This is a genomic window from Serratia sp. CoH_122_TC_1, from assembly GCF_058191755.1.
This window is the reverse complement of record NZ_JBXWLA010000004.1, coordinates 257,849-275,506: the sequence shown is the minus strand read 5'-3', so window position 1 is coordinate 275,506 and position 17,658 is coordinate 257,849. Positions and strand designations below refer to the sequence as shown.

The window sequence follows — 17,658 nt, the reverse complement described above, 5'->3', positions numbered from 1 at the left end:
CGAATGAAAGAACTCGTTTTACCTCTGTCGGATGAGGCATCGACTGTCGCATTGGGTGCCGCCTTGGCTAAGGCGTGCGATCGCGCCAGCGTAATTTATCTTTACGGTGACCTGGGCGCCGGTAAAACCACCTTCAGCCGTGGTTTCTTGCAGGCATTAGGCCATCAGGGCAATGTTAAAAGCCCAACCTACACGCTGGTGGAGCCTTATGCGCTGCAGCCATTAGCGGTATACCATTTTGATCTGTATCGCTTAGCCGATCCGGAAGAACTCGAATTTATGGGTATTCGCGATTATTTTGCGCAGGATGCCATTTGCCTGGTGGAATGGCCACAGCAGGGCACGGGCGTATTGCCAGAGCCAGATCTGGAGCTGCATCTCAGCTATCATGATCAAGGCCGAGAGGCAAAAATTCAGGCGGTTTCCGCCTACGGCAGCCAGCTTTTAGACCGTATTCACGGGCCACAGGAATGACGCCGCAATGACGTATGCGTTGAGAAAACTATTCGTAATCGCTCTGATCGCCGTATTGGGGCCTTTGGGTGTGGCAAGTGCGCTGGCTGCATCATCACTATCAGATATTAAAGTCACCAATGCCCAGCGAGAAGCTACGGTCTCCGTGAGTTTCACTGGCCCGCCAGACTATGCCTTTTTCCCGCTACACGGCCCGGATCGCGTGGTTTTGGATGTGAATCAGAAAGGTAAGGTGGGTGGCCTGCCGCTGAATTTTAGCGGCCAGAATCTGGTGAAAAGCATTCGTTCCAGTACGCCGAAAGATGCCCAGAGCGTGCGTTTGGTGTTTGATTTAACGCAGCGCTCGAAGACCCGAGTCGCTACTCGTCAAAATGGCAGTGTCTATACCGTGGTGTTCACTATTGCTGCAGAGGGCAGTACTAATACCAACACCGCGCGTAAAGCCCCTGCACCAGCGCCGCTGGTTGTGAGCCAGCCGGCGCGCAAAGCACCGGTGGTTGTGGAGGAGTCTGAGCCGGAACCGGTGCGTAAAGCGCCAAGCGGTTCGAATCCTTTCACCAATAAACCTACCGTTGTTGCAGGGACCGCATCAGAGGTTACACCGCGCAGTAGCCGAGTGTCCGCAGGTTCTGGCGATCGCGTGGTGGTGGCGATTGACGCAGGTCATGGCGGGCAGGATCCGGGCGCGATCGGCCCGAACGGACTGAAAGAGAAAAATGTCACTATCGCCATCGCACGTCGCCTTCAGGCGCTGCTGGATGCCGATCCTCAGTTCAAACCGGTGTTAACGCGTAATGGCGACTACTTCATCTCTGTGATGGGGCGTTCGGATGTGGCCCGTAAGCAGGGCGCGAACGTGTTGGTGTCCATTCACGCTGACGCTGCGCCAAATCGCAGTGCCAATGGGGCTTCGGTTTGGGTGTTGTCCAACCGCCGTGCCAACAGTGAGATGGCGGGCTGGCTGGAACAGCATGAGAAACAATCTGAATTACTGGGTGGTGCGGGTGATTTGCTGGCCAACAGCCAAGCGGATCCTTATCTGAGCCAAGCGGTACTGGATCTGCAATTCGGTCACTCGCAACGTGTGGGTTACGATGTCGCAGTTAAAGTCTTGCAGCAGCTGCAGAGTGTGGGTGCATTGCATAAGCGTCGTCCAGAGCACGCCAGCCTTGGCGTACTGCGTTCGCCGGACATTCCATCATTGCTGGTGGAAACAGGATTTATCAGTAATAGCACGGAGGAGCGGCTGCTCGGCAGTAGCGCATATCAGGATAAAATTGCCAAGGCGATCCACAATGGCCTGCGCAGTTATTTCCTGGCGCACCCGCTACAAGCCGACCCAAAGGTGGAAAACCGACCGCTGGACGTCGCAGCGGCGGTTAAATCCTCAACACCAGACGTCATCAGTCAGCCTGCACCGGTCGTTAGTTCGGCCGGTGGTAGCCGTATTAACGGCAAAACACAGATTCACGTGGTGAAACGTGCAGAGACGCTCTCCGGTATCGCAGACAGTTATGGCACCACAATGGCGGCGTTGCGTGATCTGAACAAGCTGAAGAAGGATGGCGTGTGGGTTGGCCAGCGTCTTAAAGTGCCAGCGGGTAACACCGCCGTCACGACCAGCACCATCGCTAAGGCTAAACCTGGCGTGAAGAAAGCGTCAAAACATAAAGTGACCCGCGGCGATACGCTGACATCTATTGCGACTCGCTATGGTGTCAGCGTCAGTGACTTGAAACGTGTAAATAAACTGAAGTCGGACGTCGCGCCGCTGGACCGGACGTTGACCATTCCGCAGGCCTAGCGCCAATATTACAGGAGTCAGCATGCCCATCCAGGTGTTACCGCCCCAACTTGCTAACCAGATTGCCGCCGGTGAAGTGGTTGAACGGCCTGCGTCAGTGGTCAAAGAACTGGTGGAAAACAGTCTGGATGCTGGGGCGACGCGTATCGATATCGATATCGAACGCGGGGGCGCCAAGCTGATTCGTATCCGCGATAACGGCTGTGGTATCGGCAAGAACGATCTGGCGTTGGCTTTGGCCCGTCATGCCACCAGTAAAATCAGCACGCTCGATGATTTAGAAGCCATTGTTAGCCTCGGTTTTCGTGGCGAAGCGCTGGCCAGTATCAGCTCGGTTTCGCGTTTGACGCTCACCTCACGTACCGCAGAACAACACGAAGCCTGGCAGGCCTACGCTGAGGGCCGCGATCAGGCGGTGACGGTCAAGCCGGCGGCCCACCCGATAGGTAGCACGCTGGAAGTCCTGGACTTGTTCTACAACACGCCCGCGCGGCGTAAATTCATGCGCACCGAGAAAACGGAGTTCGGCCATATTGATGAAGTGGTGCGGCGCATTGCGCTGGCGCGTTTCGATGTGGCGATCAACCTCAGCCACAACGGCAAACTTATCCGCCAATACCGCGCAGCGAAAGACGAGAGCCAGCATGAGCGTCGATTAGGCAGCATCTGTGGCCCGGCCTTTTTGCAGCATGCGCTGAATATCTCATGGCAGCATGGCGACTTGACCATTCGTGGTTGGGTGGCCGACCCCGCGGGCGCTCGGCAACTGGGCGAAATGCAGTATTGCTACGTCAATAGCCGAATGATGCGCGATCGTCTGATCAACCATGCCATCCGCCAGGCCTACCAGGATCAATTGAAAGACGATCAGCAGCCTGCTTACGTGCTGTATCTCGAGGTAGACCCCCATCAGGTTGATGTGAATGTTCATCCGGCCAAGCATGAGGTGCGGTTCCATCAGGCGCGGCTGGTACATGATTTTATTTATCAGGCGGTAACCACCGTGTTGCAGCAGGTCGGCAATGCGCAGCTACCGCTGGCTGATGAGCAGGAGCAGGAACCTGCGCCAGCTTGGCAGCCTGAAAACCGCGTCGCTGCCGGGGGGAACCATTTCTCGCAACCGGCGCCGTACCGCGAGCCGCAACCTGCCGTCGCGCGTGAACGTGCTCCGCAACCTGCCTATCATGCAGGCAGTGGTTATCAAAAACGCGAAGGCGAGCTGTACGGCAAGCTGCTACAGGTGGCTACCGCGGCTGAACCTCAGCAAGAAACGCAGAAGCAACCGCTGTTTCCGCCGGCTAAAATTGCGCAGGAAACGCCGCTGGCCGGTAGCCAACATAGTTTTGGGCGTGTGTTGATGATCCACCCCCCCTGCTATGCGTTGATTGAAAATCGTCAGCAACTGATGTTGCTTAATTTGTCGGTGGCTGAACGTTGGTTGCGCCAGGCGCAGCTTAACCCGTCAGAAGAGGGGTTACGGCCGCAACCGCTGTTGATTCCTATCAAGCTGACGCTGAGCAAAAACGAGGTGGCCGCTTGCGTGCATCATCAGCCGTTGTTCGTCAAAATGGGGTTGGACCTGCAGTCTGAGCATGGGCGTGTGACGCTGCGCGCAGTACCTTTACCATTACGCCAACAAAATTTACAAAAACTGATACCCGAACTGTTAGGCTACTTGGCCGAGCATCAGGAGATGTCGCCCGCGGTGTTGGCCACGTGGTTCGCTCGCCACTTAGGCAGTGAGCATGAACAATGGAACACCTCGCAAGCGATACAATTACTGACCGACGTTGAACGACTTTGCCCGCAGCTGGTCAAATCACCACCGAGCGGACTTTTACAACCTGTTGATTTACAGGCTGCACTGGCAGCCCTTAGGCATGATTGAAACTGAAATGACACCACGTCCCCCGGCTATTTTTATTATGGGGCCAACCGCCTCGGGCAAAACCGCGTTGGCGATCGCGCTGCGCGAACGCCTGCCTGTGGAATTGATCAGCGTGGATTCCGCCCTGATTTATCGGGGCATGGATATCGGCACTGCCAAACCGAGCGCTGAGGAATTGGCGCAGGCGCCACATCGGTTGATTGATATTCGCGATCCCGTTGAAGCCTATTCTGCAGCGGATTTTCGCGCTGATGCGTTGAAAGAGATGGCTGAAATTACCGCTGCCGGGCGTATCCCGCTGCTGGTGGGTGGCACCATGCTTTATTTCAAAGCACTGTTGGAAGGATTATCGCCGTTACCCTCAGCGGATCCTGCGGTGCGTGAACGCATCGAACAGCAGGCAGCAGAGTTGGGGTGGGACGCTTTACACCGTCAGTTACAAGAGATTGACCCCGTTGCGGCATTGAGAATTCATCCGAATGATCCGCAGAGACTGTCCAGAGCACTGGAAGTTTTTTTTATTTCGGGTAAAACTTTAACGGAACTGACTAAAATTTCGGGTGAATCGTTGCCGTATCATGTTCACCAATTTGCGATAGCACCGACCAGCCGTGAGTTGATCCATCAACGCATTGAGCTGCGGTACCATCAAATGTTGGCGGCGGGTTTTGAGACGGAAGCGCGTGCACTTTTTGCACGGGGTGATTTGCATACGGATTTGCCTTCCATTCGCTGTGTCGGTTATCGCCAGATGTGGTCATATTTATCTGGCGAGATTAGTTACGATGAGATGGTTTATCGTGGTATTTGCGCAACGCGTCAGTTGGCCAAGCGCCAAATGACCTGGTTACGAGGCTGGAACTCGGTACATTGGCTGGACAGCGAGAAGCCGGGAGAGGCTTTGGACTCGGTAATACAGGTTGTTAGTGCATAGGTTGAGTGATTGTGTACAATTGATGAGTATTCAGCGCGCAAATTTTTTAGGTCGTTTATTTTAGAGCCGACAGGTTCTTAGTTAAAAACAACAAGCAAATAAGGAAAAGATAGAATGGCTAAGGGGCAATCTTTGCAAGATCCGTTCCTGAACGCATTGCGTCGTGAACGTGTTCCGGTTTCTATTTATTTGGTGAATGGTATTAAGCTGCAAGGCCAGATTGAGTCTTTTGACCAGTTTGTCATCCTGTTGAAAAACACGGTGAGCCAGATGGTTTATAAGCACGCTATCTCTACCGTTGTCCCGTCACGTCCGGTTTCGCACCATAGCAATACTCCGAGCGGCGGCACCAGTAACTATCACCATGGTAACAACCCGTCTGCGCCGCAACAGCCGCAGCAGGAAAGCGATGACGCTGAATAAAGCGCGTTGCGAGTCAACCATGACGGGGAGCATAAGCAGCCATGGGCTGTTTATGTCCCCCAAACTCACGGGTTCCCGTTTGAGAGGTTGCACGCTTGTTTGACCGTTATGAAGCCGGTGAGCAGGCCGTCCTGGTTCATATCTATTTCTCGCAAGACAAAGATACAGAAGATCTCAGTGAATTCGAGTCCCTGGTGTCCTCTGCCGGTGTCGAAGCTTTGCAAGTGGTGACTGGTAGCCGCAAAGCCCCGCATCCCAAGTACTTTGTCGGTGAAGGAAAGGCCGAAGAAATTGCAGATGCGGTAAAAGCCAGTGGCGCATCTGTTGTCCTGTTTGATCACTCCCTTTCCGCAGCGCAAGAGAGAAATCTTGAACGCCTGTGCGAATGCCGGGTGATCGATCGCACCGGGTTGATTCTAGACATCTTTGCCCAGCGTGCCCGTACCCATGAAGGTAAGCTGCAGGTAGAGCTGGCGCAGTTGCGTCACATTGCTACGCGTTTGGTTCGTGGCTGGACGCACCTTGAGCGTCAAAAAGGGGGGATTGGCCTGCGCGGGCCAGGGGAAACCCAGTTAGAGACCGACCGTCGTCTGTTACGCGATCGCATTAGCTTGATTTTACGCCGCCTGGAGCGCGTAGCTAAGCAGCGTGAACAGGGCCGACGTGCGCGTACCCGTGCTGATGTGCCAACCGTTTCGTTGGTGGGATATACCAACGCCGGCAAGTCAACCCTGTTTAACCGAATAACGTCTGCTGATGTGTATGCGGCAGACCAACTATTTGCCACCCTGGATCCGACTCTGCGGCGTATTGACGTCGCCGATGTGGGCGATACCGTGTTGGCGGATACCGTAGGGTTTATCCGACACCTGCCGCATGATTTGGTGGCCGCCTTTAAGGCAACGCTGCAAGAAACGCGTCAGGCATCTTTGCTGTTACATGTCATAGACGCCGCGGATACCCGCGTCGATGAAAACATTGAAGCGGTAAATACCGTGTTGGCTGAGATTGACTCGGATGAGATCCCTACACTGCTCGTGATGAACAAAATAGATATGCTGGATGATTTTGTCCCGCGTATCGACCGCAACGATGAAAACTTACCGATCCGTGTGTGGCTGTCCGCCGCCAGCGGTGAAGGTATCCCGTTGCTGTATCAGGCGTTGACGGAGCGCTTATCGGGGGAAATTGCGCATTATGAGCTGCGCTTACCGCCAGAGGCAGGCCGTCTTCGTAGCCGTTTTTACCAGCTTCAGGCAATTGAAAAAGAGTGGAACGAAGAAGACGGCAGTATTGGCGTGGTGGTGCGTATGCCTATCGTCGAATGGCGTCGCCTCTGCAAACAGGAACAGGAACTGATTAACTTTATAGTATGATCATATCCTGTTACATTTGAGCACTCGGTCCGCAGGTGTTATCGGCTCAGCCAGTTTTGGGTGGCCAGCGCGCAGGAACCAGAGCGTACACCAAGTACGTGAGGATTCTGAGCACTGCCCAAGCGAAAACGGGCAAGTAAGATAGCCTGCTGTAACTAAGCGTAAGCCTGAAGTACCCAATCACAGAATATGGAGCTAAAACATGGCGTGGAATCAGCCCGGTAATAACGGACAGGACCGCGACCCGTGGGGGAGCAGCAATAACAATGGCGGCAACTCTGGCGGTAATAACAAAGGCGGTCGTGATCAAGGGCCACCTGATTTGGACGATATCTTCCGCAAGCTGAGCAAGAAATTGAGCGGTTTGGGCGGAGGCAAAGGCTCCAACAGCAATAACAACGGCGGTACCGGCACTTCTGGTCCGGGCTTTAGTGGTCGTATTATCGGCATTGCTGCAGTTGCAGTCGTGGTGATTTGGGCCGCTAGCGGTTTCTACACCATCAAAGAAGCCGAGCGTGGTGTTGTCACCCGTTTTGGCAAGTTCAGCCACCTGGTACAGCCGGGTCTGAACTGGAAGCCAACCTTTATCGATGAAGTGCGTCCGGTCAACGTGGAGTCAGTGCGTGAACTGGCAGCCTCAGGTGTGATGCTGACTTCTGATGAGAACGTGGTACGTGTAGAAATGAACGTACAGTATCGCGTGACCAACCCGGAAGCGTATCTGTTTAGCGTGACGAATGCTGACGACAGCCTGAGCCAGGCGACTGACAGCGCCCTGCGTGGCGTTATCGGCAAGTACACCATGGACAAAATCCTGACCGAAGGCCGTACTATCGTACGTAGCGATACGCAACGCGTACTGGAAGAGACTATTCGTCCGTACAACATGGGTATCACACTGCTGGACGTTAACTTCCAGGCTGCTCGTCCGCCGGAAGAGGTGAAAGCCGCATTTGATGATGCGATTGCCGCACGTGAAAACGAGCAGCAGTACATCCGTGAAGCAGAAGCTTACGCCAACGAAGTTCAGCCACGTGCGAACGGCCAGGCGCAGCGTTTGCTGGAAGATGCCAAAGCGTATAAAGACCGTACCGTCCTGGAAGCTCAGGGTGAGGTTGCACGCTTTGCCAAGCTGTTACCGGAATATAAGTCCGCACCGCAGATTACCCGCGAGCGTTTGTATATCGAAACCATGGAAAAAGTCCTGAGCCATACCCGTAAAGTATTGGTGAATGACAAAGGCAACAATCTGATGGTGCTGCCGCTGGATCAAATGCTGCGCGGTCAAACTGGCGCGGCGGCTGACGGCAATAAAGACACCAGCCTGATTCGTCTCAACCCCGCTCCGTCTGTCAACAGTGGCGCCAGCTCTAGCAGCCAGCGTACAAGCAGCGGCTCGGTCATGGACCAGCGCCGGGCGAATGCGCAGCGTGACGACACCACTCGCGTAGGGAGAGAGTAATCAATGCGTAAGTCTTTTATAGTTATCGTCCTCGCGGTGCTGGTGGCGTTATACGCCTCTCTGTTCGTGGTTCAGGAAGGCCAGCGTGGCATTGTGTTGCGTTTCGGCAAGGTATTGCGTGACAGCGACAACAAACCGCTGGTGTATGCACCGGGTTTGCACTTCAAGATTCCGTTTATTGAATCAGTGAAAACGCTGGATGCACGTATCCAGACTATGGACAACCAGGCAGACCGCTTTGTGACCAGCGAGAAGAAAGACCTGATTGTCGATTCTTATCTGAAATGGCGCATCAGTGATTTCAGCCGTTACTACCTGGCAACCGGCGGTGGTGATGTTTCACAAGCCGAAGTTCTGCTGAAACGTAAGTTCAGTGACCGTCTGCGTTCCGAGATTGGTCGTCTGGATGTGAAAGACATCGTGACCGACTCGCGCGGTAAGCTGATGTCCGACGTCCGTGATGCATTGAACACCGGTACCGTGGGTGATGACCAAGAAGTTGCGACTACTGAAGCCGATGATGCTATCGCTTCTGCAGCGGCGCGTGTTGAAAAGGAAACCACTGGCAACTTGCCGAAGGTTAACCCGAACAGCATGGCGGCACTGGGTATCGAAGTTATCGACGTACGTATCAAGCAGATTAACCTGCCAGCAGAAGTGTCTGACGCAATCTATCAGCGTATGCGTGCAGAGCGTGAAGCTGTCGCGCGTCGTCACCGTTCACAGGGTCAGGAAGAAGCTGAGAAGTTGCGTGCAACTGCAGACTACGAAGTAACTCGTACTTTGGCAGAAGCCGAACGTACAGCCCGTATCACTCGTGGTGACGGCGATGCCGAAGCGGCCAAACTGTTTGCTAACGCATTCAGCCAGGACCCGGACTTCTACGCCTTTATCCGTAGCCTGCGTGCGTATGAAACCAGCTTCAGCAGCAATAACCAGGACGTGATGGTACTGAGCCCGGACAGCGACTTCTTCCGCTACATGAAGTCGCCTGATTCCACGCGTAAGTAACCGCGACAGGTTAATGATCGGGGGCCCGTTTAAACGCGGGCCCTTTCTTTTTGGGAGTGTCTGATGAATTCAACGATCTGGCTGGCGTTAGGGCTGGTTTTGGTGCTGGAAGGCCTGGGGCCGATGCTGTTTCCGCAAGCCTGGCGTAAAATGATACTGGCAATGACCCAGTTACCTGACTCTACGTTACGGCGATTTGGCGGCGGAATAGTGGTTGCAGGCTGTGTGATCTACTACATGTTGCGTAGTCGCACGGGGGTTTAAAGTTTAGCCTAAAAAATACGCAACTCAGCGCTAAAAGTGCTGAAACTCACGAATTACGGTGGTAGAATCCATTTTTAAGCAACCGGTGATTTTTAAAATGGGTAAGAACGTCGTCGTACTGGGCACTCAATGGGGTGACGAAGGTAAGGGCAAGGTCGTAGACCTGCTGACCGAACGGGCTCAATATGTAGTGCGCTATCAAGGTGGTCACAACGCTGGCCATACTCTGGTCATTAACGGTGAAAAAACCGTCCTTCATTTAATTCCTTCAGGCATTCTGCGTGAAAACGTGACCAGCATCATCGGCAACGGTGTAGTTCTGGCGCCAGACGCTTTGATGAAAGAAATGGGTGAACTCGAAGCGCGTGGCATCCCGGTACGTGAACGTCTGTTACTGTCCGAAGCTTGTCCACTGATCTTGCCTTACCACGTTGCGCTGGATAACGCGCGTGAGAAAGCGCGTGGTGCGAAAGCTATCGGTACCACCGGTCGTGGCATTGGCCCGGCTTACGAAGATAAAGTGGCTCGCCGCGGTTTGCGCGTTAGCGACTTGTTCAACAAAGAAACCTTCGCTGTTAAGCTGAAGGAAATTGTTGATTATCATAACTTCCAGTTGGTCAACTATTACAAAGTTGAAGCCGTTGATTATCAGGCAACGCTGGATTATGTGCTGTCTATCGCTGATATTCTGACTGCAATGGTTGTTGACGTTTCTGAACTGCTGGACGGCGCGCGCAAGCGTGGCGATCTGATCATGTTCGAAGGCGCACAAGGCACCTTGTTGGATATCGACCACGGTACCTATCCGTACGTGACCTCCTCTAACACCACTGCTGGCGGTGTTGCTACCGGTTCTGGTATTGGTCCGCGTTACGTAGATTACGTGCTGGGTATCGTTAAAGCCTACTCCACTCGCGTGGGTGCAGGTCCATTCCCAACTGAACTGTTCGATGAAACCGGCGAATACCTGTGCAAACAAGGTAACGAGTTCGGCGCCACCACTGGCCGTCGTCGTCGTACTGGCTGGTTGGACGCCGTAGCTGTTCGTCGCTCAGTGCAGATCAACTCCCTGTCCGGCTTCTGCCTGACCAAGTTGGACGTGTTGGATGGCCTGAAAGAAGTGAAAATCTGTGTGGGCTATCGCATGCCAGATGGCCGCGAAATGACCACCACTCCGCTGGCGGCTGAAGGTTGGGAAGGTATCGAACCCATCTACGAAAGCATGCCGGGCTGGAGCGACACCACCTTTGGTGTGAAGGAATACAGCAAACTGCCACAGGCGGCGCTGGACTACATCAAGCGTATTGAAGAGCTGACCGGCGTACCCGTAGACATTATCTCTACTGGCCCTGACCGTAGCGAAACCATGATTCTGCGCGACCCGTTCGACGCATAATCTGGCAATAAGATAAACCGGGCATGTCCCGGTTTATTTTTATCATTATTCTCCTCAGTTGCGGTTTCACATCAAAAAATCCCTTCATAACCTGCCCCAGAGCCTGACATGCGCTAAATAATTAGCGGCGAACTCTCCGGCTGGTTTATTATCCAATAAGTAATCTTTTGAATAATGCCGAAAATCGGCGTATCAGACGGGTAAAATGACACCCAGAGGTAGATGTGCAGTTAACAAGTTTTACTGATTATGGCCTGCGGGCGTTGATCTACATGGCCTCGCTGCCACCGGACAAAATGACCAGTATCTCGGAAGTCACCGAGGTCTACGGCGTGTCCAGAAACCATATGGTAAAGATCATCAATCAGTTAAGCAGGGTTGGGTTTGTGACCGCGGTGCGCGGTAAGAACGGTGGCATCCGTTTGGGCAAACCGGCCGAAACCATTCGCCTTGGCGACGTGGTAAGGGCGCTAGAACCGCTCTCGCTGGTTAACTGCAACAGTGACTTTTGCCACATAACCCCTGCCTGCCGCCTGAAGCAGGTGCTGCAACAGGGCGTACAGAATTTCCTTGAAGAGCTGGACAGCCACACGCTTGCCGATATGGTTGAAGACAATCCATCGCTCTACAAGCTATTGCTTGTCGAATAAAGCGTTGCTGAGAAGACAAGGCTCAGCGACACCCTGCTGATGACAACGGAGGAACCGCAATGTCACAAGATCCATTCCTGGAACGAGAAGCAGAAAAATATGAATCCCCAATCCCGAGCCGTGAATTCATTCTGGCCCATCTGGCGAAAAGAGAAACGCCGGCCAGCCGCGAAGAGCTGGCCAAAGAACTGAATTTAACCGGGGAAGAGCCTTTAGAGGCATTACGCCGTCGTCTGCGTGCAATGGAACGTGACGGCCAATTGATATTTACCCGCCGCCAGTGCTATGCGCTGCCGGAACGCCTGGATCTGCTGCGGGGTACCGTTATTGGCCACCGTGATGGCTTCGGTTTCTTGCGCATTGAAGGCAGCAAAGACGACCTGTATCTGTCCGCCGAGCAGATGAAAATGGCGATCCACGGTGATGTGGTGCTGGCACAGGCAATGGCCGCAGATCGCAAGGGCCGCCGCGAAGCCCGTATTGTGCGGGTGTTGGTACCGAAAACCAGCCAAATCGTTGGCCGTTTCTTTATGGATGCCGGTACTGGCTTTGTCGTACCAGACGACAGTCGCCTGAGCTTTGATATCCTGATCCCAGCCGATGCGGTGAGTGGTGCACGCATGGGCTTTATGGTGGTGGTTGAACTGACCCAACGCCCGACCCGTCGTACTAAAGCGGTTGGCAAGATCGTTGAGATCCTCGGCGATAAAATGGGCACCAGCATGGCGGTGGATATCGCGCTGCGTACCCACGAAATCCCGCATGTTTGGCCACCACAGGTGGAAAAACAGGTTGCCGATCTTAGCGAGCAGGTGCCTGAAGCGGCCAAAAAAGGCCGTGTTGACCTGCGTCATCTGCCGCTGGTAACGATTGACGGTGAAGATGCGCGCGATTTTGATGATGCGGTCTACTGTGAGAAAAAACGTGGCGGGGGTTGGCGCCTGTGGGTCGCCATTGCCGACGTCAGCTATTATGTTCGTCCGCGAACAGCGCTGGATGACGAAGCACGTAACCGTGCAACGTCGGTATACTTCCCGTCGCAGGTTATCCCTATGCTGCCGGAAGTGCTGTCCAACGGCTTGTGTTCGCTTAACCCGCAGGTAGATCGCCTGTGTATGGTGTGTGAGATGACCATCTCCGCCCAGGGGCGCCTGTCGACATCCAAGTTCTATGAAGCGGTGATGAGCTCGCATGCTCGCCTGACATACAACAAAGTCTGGCACATTCTGCAGGGCGATCAGGAGCTGCGTGAGCATTATCATCCGTTGGTCAAACACCTGCAGGAACTGCATGCGATGTACAAGGTGTTGGATCAAGCGCGTGCCGAACGCGGGGGCATTGCTTTCGAAACGGAAGAGGCCAAGTTTATCTTCAACGCCGAGCGTCGTATCGAGCGCGTTGAGCCAACGGTACGTAACGATGCTCATAAACTGATCGAAGAGTGTATGATCATGGCGAACGTTGCCGCTGCGCGCTTTGTTGAGAAGCACAACGAGCCGGCGCTGTTCCGTGTGCACGACCGTCCAAGCGACGATCACATTACGGCACTGCGAAGCGTCTTGAGTGAGTTGGGTCTGACACTGGGTGGCGGCAACAAGCCGCAACCGAAAGACTACGCGACCTTGATGGATGAAGTGTCCGAACGTCCAGACCATGAAATGCTGCAAACCATGTTGTTGCGCTCCATGAAGCAGGCGATCTACGATCCTGAAAACCGCGGCCACTTTGGTTTGGCGTTGGCTTCTTATGGTCACTTCACTTCGCCGATTCGTCGTTACCCCGATCTGGCACTGCACCGCGCGATCAAATATGTGCTGGCTAAAGAGCATGGTCAGCCGAAAGAGCGCTGGACCCCGACAGGCGGTTGGCACAGTGAGTTCGAAGAGATGCTGCAACTGGGCGAGCACTGTTCGATGGCTGAACGTCGCGCCGATGAAGCGACACGTAATGTCGCTGACTGGTTAAAATGCGACTTTATGCAGGATCACGTCGGGGAAGTGTTCAGCGGTATTATTGCCAGCGTGACGGGCTTTGGGTTCTTCGTCCGTCTGAACGATCTGTTTATCGACGGCCTGGTGCATGTGTCATCGCTGGATAATGATTACTATCGCTACGATAATATCGGCCAGCGACTGATTGGCGAATCCTCAGGTGTGGTTTATCGCTTGGGCGATACCGTGGAGATCCGCGTGGAAGCAGTGCATATGGATGAGCGCAAAATTGACTTTGCGTTGGTCTCCAGCACCCGTAAACCACGCGGTGAAGGCAAAACTGAACGCGATCGTGCCAAGGGCGGCCAACGCACCCTACGTGGCGGCGCAGGCGCAGGCCGTACGCAAGCACCGCGTAAACGTCGTGGTGGCAAGACACCGGCTAACTTCGAACCTGACAGCGCTTTCCGTAAAGATGACGCCAAGCCTGCCGACAAGGTGAAGAAAGACAAAAAGGCGAAAGCCAAGAAAGTGTCCGATAAAACCCGGAAAATAGCGGCGGCGACTAAGGCCAAACGCGCCGGCAAGAAGAAAGGTGCTGAGCAGGCTTAACCTGCCACACGTTATTATCACCGGCTGGCAAACGCCAGCCGCACAGTTAAAAGAGCATCATGAGCGAAATTATTTACGGTATCCATGCCGTCAAAGCCCTGTTAGATAACGATCCGCAACGCTTCCTGGAAGTGTTTATCCTCAAAGGGCGAGATGACCGCCGCTTGCAGCCGCTGATTGCTGAGCTGGAAGCGACCGGTATTGTTATCCAGGTGGCGAACCGCCAGTGGCTGGACGATAAAGTTGAAGGCGCAGTGCATCAGGGGATTATTGCCCGGGTGCGTGAAGGGCGTCAGTATCAGGAAAATGATTTGCCGGCGCTGCTGGAAAGCGTGGATACGCCATTCCTGTTGGTATTGGACGGCGTGACCGACCCACATAACCTCGGTGCCTGTCTGCGCAGTGCTGACGCTGCCGGTGTACACGCGGTGATCGTCCCTCGCGATCGTTCCGCTCAATTGAACGCAACCGCCAAGAAAGTGGCCTGCGGCGCGGCGGAAAATGTTCCGTTGATCCGTGTCACCAACCTGGCGCGTACGCTGCGTTTGTTGCAGGAGATGAACGTCTGGGTGGTTGGTACTGCTGGTGAAGCCGATCACACGCTGTTCCAGAGCAAAATGACGGGCCCGATGGCGCTGGTAATGGGGGCGGAAGGCGAAGGTATGCGCCGTCTGACCCGCGAACACTGTGATGAGTTGATCAGTATCCCGATGGCAGGAACGGTTTCTTCCTTGAACGTGTCTGTTGCTACCGGCATCTGTTTGTTCGAAGCAGTACGTCAGCGCAGTTGATTTACCCATAAGGGCGCAATGTAGGCATTGCGCCCTTATTACCTTCTCATTTCCCACCCTGTGATCTCACCTGCGGCAGAAATCGCCCTGACGACCATAATTACTCCTGACGCTTTTATCAGGGAGCAAGCTCATGGTCTGGAATACACACACCGTTTTTAATCAGCCGAAGCCACTGGGTAACAGTAATCTCTTCCTGTCCGACACGCCGCTGCTTGAGGCAATACAGCGTGAGCAAGCCGGTTGGGATGCCGACGTGCTGGCTTCGTTAGGCCAACAGTTGGGTACTCAGGAGTCGCTGGAACTGGGGCGGTTGGCCAACGTCAACCCGCCCGAACTGCTGCGCTATGACGCCACCGGCCAGCGGTTGGATGATGTCCGTTTTCATCCTGCCTGGCATATCCTGATGCAAGGCTTGATCGCTAACCGCGTGCACAATCTGCCGTGGGAAGAGGATGCGCGCATGGGGTCATTTGTGGCACGTGCCGCGCGTTTTGTGTTACACGCCCAGGTTGAAGCCGGCACGTTGTGCCCGGTGACCATGACTTTTGGTGCAATTCCATTATTGCAACGTTCATTACCCGCGGAGTTCCAGACTTGGCTGACGCCGCTGCTGTCTGATCGTTACGACGCCCATTTGTTGCCTGGCGGACAAAAACGCGGATTACTGATTGGTATGGGGATGACCGAGAAACAAGGGGGGTCCGATGTATTAAGCAATACCACAACGGCCACGCCGCTGGCTGCACGTGGCCCGGGTGAAGCTTACCGGCTCGTGGGGCACAAATGGTTCTTCTCGGTGCCACAGAGTGATGCGCACCTGGTGCTGGCACAGGCGGAAGGCGGGCTGTCTTGCTTCTTTCTGCCGCGGATCCTGCCTGACGGCACGCGCAACGCAATACGGCTGGAACGTCTCAAAGACAAACTCGGCAACCGCTCCAATGCTAGCAGTGAAGTTGAATTCCAGGATGCCATCGCCTGGCTGGTGGGTGAGGAGGGCGATGGCGTACGGCATATCCTGAAAATGGGCGGGCTGACCCGTTTTGACTGTGCATTGGGCAGCCACGGTTTGATGCGGCGTGGCTTATCGGTAGCGCTATATCATGTTTTGCAGCGACAGGCGTTTGGCAAGCCACTGATCGAACAGCCGATGATGCGCCAGGTGTTAGCGCGGATGGCGTTGCGGTTAGAGGGACAGACAGCGGCCTTGATGCGACTGGCGCGTGCCTACGACAGCGTGGGTACCGGTGCGCCTTTGGAGCAGGCGCTGTGCCGTGTGATGACCCCAGCAGCGAAATTTGAAGTTTGCCGACAAGGCATCCCTTTTGTTGGTGAAGCCATGGAGGCGTTAGGAGGAATCGGTTACTGCGAAGAGAGTGAGTTGCCGCGACTGTACCGTGAAATGCCGGTAAACAGCATCTGGGAAGGGTCAGGCAATATCATGTGCCTGGACGTGATGCGGGCATGGGGAAAACTGCCGGCGGTGCAGGAGGCTTTGGAGCGCGAGCTTGGCGAAGTGAAGGGACAAAACCGCCATTATGATCATCAGTGGCGGCGGGTGCTCCAGCTGATGCGTAAACCGCATGAAGAGCAAGGACGCGCGGTTACCGGGACATTATTCAATTTGTTCGCTGCGGCACAGCTTCTGCGACACAGTTCCCCCCCGTTGGCAGAGGCCTGGTGTCAAATGATGCTCGATGCCCGTGGTGAAAGGGCGTTACCAGACCGGCTGTGCGAAACGCTGTTTACCCGAGCGATGGGAGGCTAGGGAAAACAGTGGCGCCAGAACGAGAAAAGCTTTTTAATTCAGCACTTGGCCCGTAAGGGATACTGACCTCTGATCAGGAAGCATGACATGGATATTCTTAGCGCGTTGGCGGCATTCGCCTCTTATTTCTTCAGTGGCTTTGCCATGGTTCTGGTGTTTTTGTTTGTTTATACCCGCATTACACCACACGACGAATGGGCGTTGATTAAGGCCGACAATCAGTCTGCTGCTTTCGGCTTCATTGGTGCTTGCCTGGGTTATGTGATCCCGCTCGCCAGTGCGGCGATCAACTCTGTCAGTCTGTTGGACTACTTGCTATGGGGTGTCGTGGCTTTAGTGGTGCAACTGCTGCTGTTTGCGGCGGTGAAAATTTACATGCCGCGGATCAGTGACAAGATTGAATCTAATCACGTGGCCGCCGGGATTTTCCTGGGGGGCGTTTCGATCAGCGGCGGTGTACTGAATGCGGCTTGCATGACCTATTAAAGATAGAGTATTGCCGAGGCGCGCCAGCCAGGTTGGTGCGCCTGTTCTTCCATCTTCAGGATTCGATAATAGCTGGCCCCGTGTTCATCGGCCTTACGGGCTATCAGTTGTTCTACATCCTGAGGTGAGCCGGACAGGTTATTTAGGGTGATTTCAGCAATTTCGCTAAGAGGCGTCACGCGGTCTGCGGGGGCCAGTTCAGCGGACTGGGCGCTGGCGCTAAGTAACCCCATGGAAAGCAGGAGGGCGGTGAGTGCGGCGGAGCGTGTCATGGCGTTCCCCTTCGTCAGATCCTGTATCCACGCCGCAGGGTGCGGCGCGCTGTTTGCCAGTGTGCAATATCCAACTTCAGTCTGTGCAAAGCCAATGTAAATCTTATTAAAACTCT

Annotated in this window: 16 protein-coding genes; 15 read left to right on the top strand and 1 reads right to left on the bottom strand. The window is 54.5% G+C overall.

Translation table 11 applies throughout. The annotated features are described in order from the left end of the window. Nucleotides 1-3: 3 nt before the first annotated feature. From tsaE to AC2FC2_RS07355, 15 genes are all read left to right on the top strand, one after another. Nucleotides 4-474, top strand: a complete 471-nt coding sequence (tsaE, locus tag AC2FC2_RS07425) for a tRNA (adenosine(37)-N6)-threonylcarbamoyltransferase complex ATPase subunit type 1 TsaE (protein WP_490307950.1) — start codon at nucleotides 4-6, stop codon at nucleotides 472-474. Between the two features lie 7 nt (nucleotides 475-481). Beyond that, a complete protein-coding gene (gene amiB, locus AC2FC2_RS07420) occupies nucleotides 482-2,278 on the top strand; it encodes an N-acetylmuramoyl-L-alanine amidase AmiB (RefSeq protein WP_490659024.1) in 1,797 nt (598 codons plus the stop codon). 22 nt (nucleotides 2,279-2,300) lie between these two features. Further along, nucleotides 2,301-4,166 (top strand): DNA mismatch repair endonuclease MutL, encoded by a 1,866-nt coding sequence (gene mutL / locus AC2FC2_RS07415; RefSeq protein WP_209634282.1) that lies wholly within the window; start codon nucleotides 2,301-2,303, stop codon nucleotides 4,164-4,166. Further along, complete coding sequence (gene miaA, locus AC2FC2_RS07410) at nucleotides 4,159-5,100, top strand: tRNA (adenosine(37)-N6)-dimethylallyltransferase MiaA (RefSeq protein WP_265556249.1); 942 nt, start codon at nucleotides 4,159-4,161, stop codon at nucleotides 5,098-5,100. Before mutL ends, miaA begins: the two co-directional genes overlap by 8 nt. Nucleotides 5,101-5,214: 114 nt before the next feature. Continuing rightward, nucleotides 5,215-5,523 carry an RNA chaperone Hfq gene (gene hfq, locus AC2FC2_RS07405; RefSeq protein ID WP_012004894.1) on the top strand — a complete coding sequence of 103 codons (309 nt, stop codon included), beginning with the start codon at nucleotides 5,215-5,217 and terminating at the stop codon, nucleotides 5,521-5,523. A 95-nt stretch (nucleotides 5,524-5,618) separates the two neighbouring features. Further along, on the top strand, nucleotides 5,619-6,899 hold the full coding sequence (hflX, locus tag AC2FC2_RS07400; RefSeq protein ID WP_037426478.1) for a ribosome rescue GTPase HflX: 1,281 nt from the start codon (nucleotides 5,619-5,621) through the stop codon (nucleotides 6,897-6,899). 202 nt (nucleotides 6,900-7,101) lie between these two features. After that, nucleotides 7,102-8,361 carry an FtsH protease activity modulator HflK gene (gene hflK / locus AC2FC2_RS07395; RefSeq protein WP_209634284.1) on the top strand — a complete coding sequence of 420 codons (1,260 nt, stop codon included), beginning with the start codon at nucleotides 7,102-7,104 and terminating at the stop codon, nucleotides 8,359-8,361. Between the two features lie 3 nt (nucleotides 8,362-8,364). Next, a complete protein-coding gene (hflC, locus tag AC2FC2_RS07390; RefSeq protein WP_037426474.1) occupies nucleotides 8,365-9,372 on the top strand; it encodes a protease modulator HflC in 1,008 nt (335 codons plus the stop codon). A gap of 63 nt (nucleotides 9,373-9,435) precedes the next feature. Then, nucleotides 9,436-9,636 carry a DUF2065 domain-containing protein gene (locus AC2FC2_RS07385; RefSeq protein ID WP_020824909.1) on the top strand — a complete coding sequence of 67 codons (201 nt, stop codon included), beginning with the start codon at nucleotides 9,436-9,438 and terminating at the stop codon, nucleotides 9,634-9,636. A gap of 97 nt (nucleotides 9,637-9,733) precedes the next feature. Next, nucleotides 9,734-11,032, top strand: coding sequence for an adenylosuccinate synthase (locus tag AC2FC2_RS07380; protein ID WP_209634285.1), 1,299 nt, complete (start codon nucleotides 9,734-9,736; stop codon nucleotides 11,030-11,032). 224 nt (nucleotides 11,033-11,256) lie between these two features. Beyond that, nucleotides 11,257-11,682: a nitric oxide-sensing transcriptional repressor NsrR gene (nsrR, locus tag AC2FC2_RS07375; RefSeq protein ID WP_061807511.1), complete on the top strand. Its 426-nt coding sequence runs from the start codon at nucleotides 11,257-11,259 to the stop codon at nucleotides 11,680-11,682. A 59-nt stretch (nucleotides 11,683-11,741) separates the two neighbouring features. Beyond that, entirely contained in the window at nucleotides 11,742-14,225 is a 2,484-nt protein-coding gene (rnr, locus tag AC2FC2_RS07370) for a ribonuclease R (protein WP_209634286.1), read from the top strand. Between the two features lie 59 nt (nucleotides 14,226-14,284). Beyond that, on the top strand, nucleotides 14,285-15,016 hold the full coding sequence (gene rlmB, locus AC2FC2_RS07365; protein WP_037422563.1) for a 23S rRNA (guanosine(2251)-2'-O)-methyltransferase RlmB: 732 nt from the start codon (nucleotides 14,285-14,287) through the stop codon (nucleotides 15,014-15,016). Between the two features lie 133 nt (nucleotides 15,017-15,149). After that, entirely contained in the window at nucleotides 15,150-16,784 is a 1,635-nt protein-coding gene (locus tag AC2FC2_RS07360; RefSeq protein WP_209634288.1) for an isovaleryl-CoA dehydrogenase, read from the top strand. 87 nt (nucleotides 16,785-16,871) lie between these two features. Next, complete coding sequence (locus AC2FC2_RS07355; RefSeq protein WP_209634290.1) at nucleotides 16,872-17,270, top strand: DUF350 domain-containing protein; 399 nt, start codon at nucleotides 16,872-16,874, stop codon at nucleotides 17,268-17,270. On the opposite strand, the gene AC2FC2_RS07350 is transcribed toward AC2FC2_RS07355, so the two are convergent. Then, nucleotides 17,267-17,542 (bottom strand): YdgH/BhsA/McbA family protein, encoded by a 276-nt coding sequence (locus tag AC2FC2_RS07350; protein WP_037422554.1) that lies wholly within the window; start codon nucleotides 17,540-17,542, stop codon nucleotides 17,267-17,269. The two genes, AC2FC2_RS07355 and AC2FC2_RS07350, sit on opposite strands and share 4 nt — an antisense overlap. Nucleotides 17,543-17,658 lie beyond the last annotated feature (116 nt).